Annotated in this window: 1 protein-coding gene; it reads left to right on the top strand. The window is 55.5% G+C overall.

Features of this window, described 5'->3' with window-relative positions; all coding sequences use genetic code 11:
• Window positions 1-31: 31 nt before the first annotated feature.
• The coding region (locus MO867_RS22585; RefSeq protein WP_252473364.1) for a hypothetical protein at window positions 32-483 on the top strand (452 nt) is incomplete at its 3' end.

Here is a 483-nt window from a genome sequence, read left to right as displayed (position 1 = left end):
CAGGCGATGAAAACCTGGCAATAGGATTGCTATGTCTAAAAAAAGCCTGGGTACATTAACGCTGGACCTGATCGCTAAGGTGGGTGGTTTTCAGGAAGGGCTGGATAAAGCTGAGCGCGGTACTGAGAAGTGGAAGCGGCAGCTAAAAAAGAATGTCTCAGCCGTTGGCAAGGCGTTTGCGGGTCTCTCCGTCGCTGCTGCTGGCGCGCTCGCGGTCATGACGGCGCGGGTGCTGGAAAGCTCTGCTGAAATTGAAAACCTATCTGCAGCGGCCAATACCAATACCGGGGAATTCCAGCGCTTAACTTATGCGGCGCAGCGCTACGGCGTTGAGCAGGATAAGGTAGCCGATATCCTCAAGGATACCTCGGATAAGGTCGGTGACTTCCTGCAGACCGGCGCCGGCCCTATGGCGGACTTCTTTGAAAATATCGCCCCGCAAGTGGGTGTTACTGCCGAAGAGTTCCGCCACCTTTCTGGCCG

Source organism: Microbulbifer okhotskensis (assembly GCF_023895975.1).
Lineage (GTDB): Bacteria > Pseudomonadota > Gammaproteobacteria > Pseudomonadales > Cellvibrionaceae > Microbulbifer > Microbulbifer okhotskensis.
Note: the sequence above shows the minus strand (reverse complement) of the source record. Positions and strands in the feature narration are given on the sequence as shown.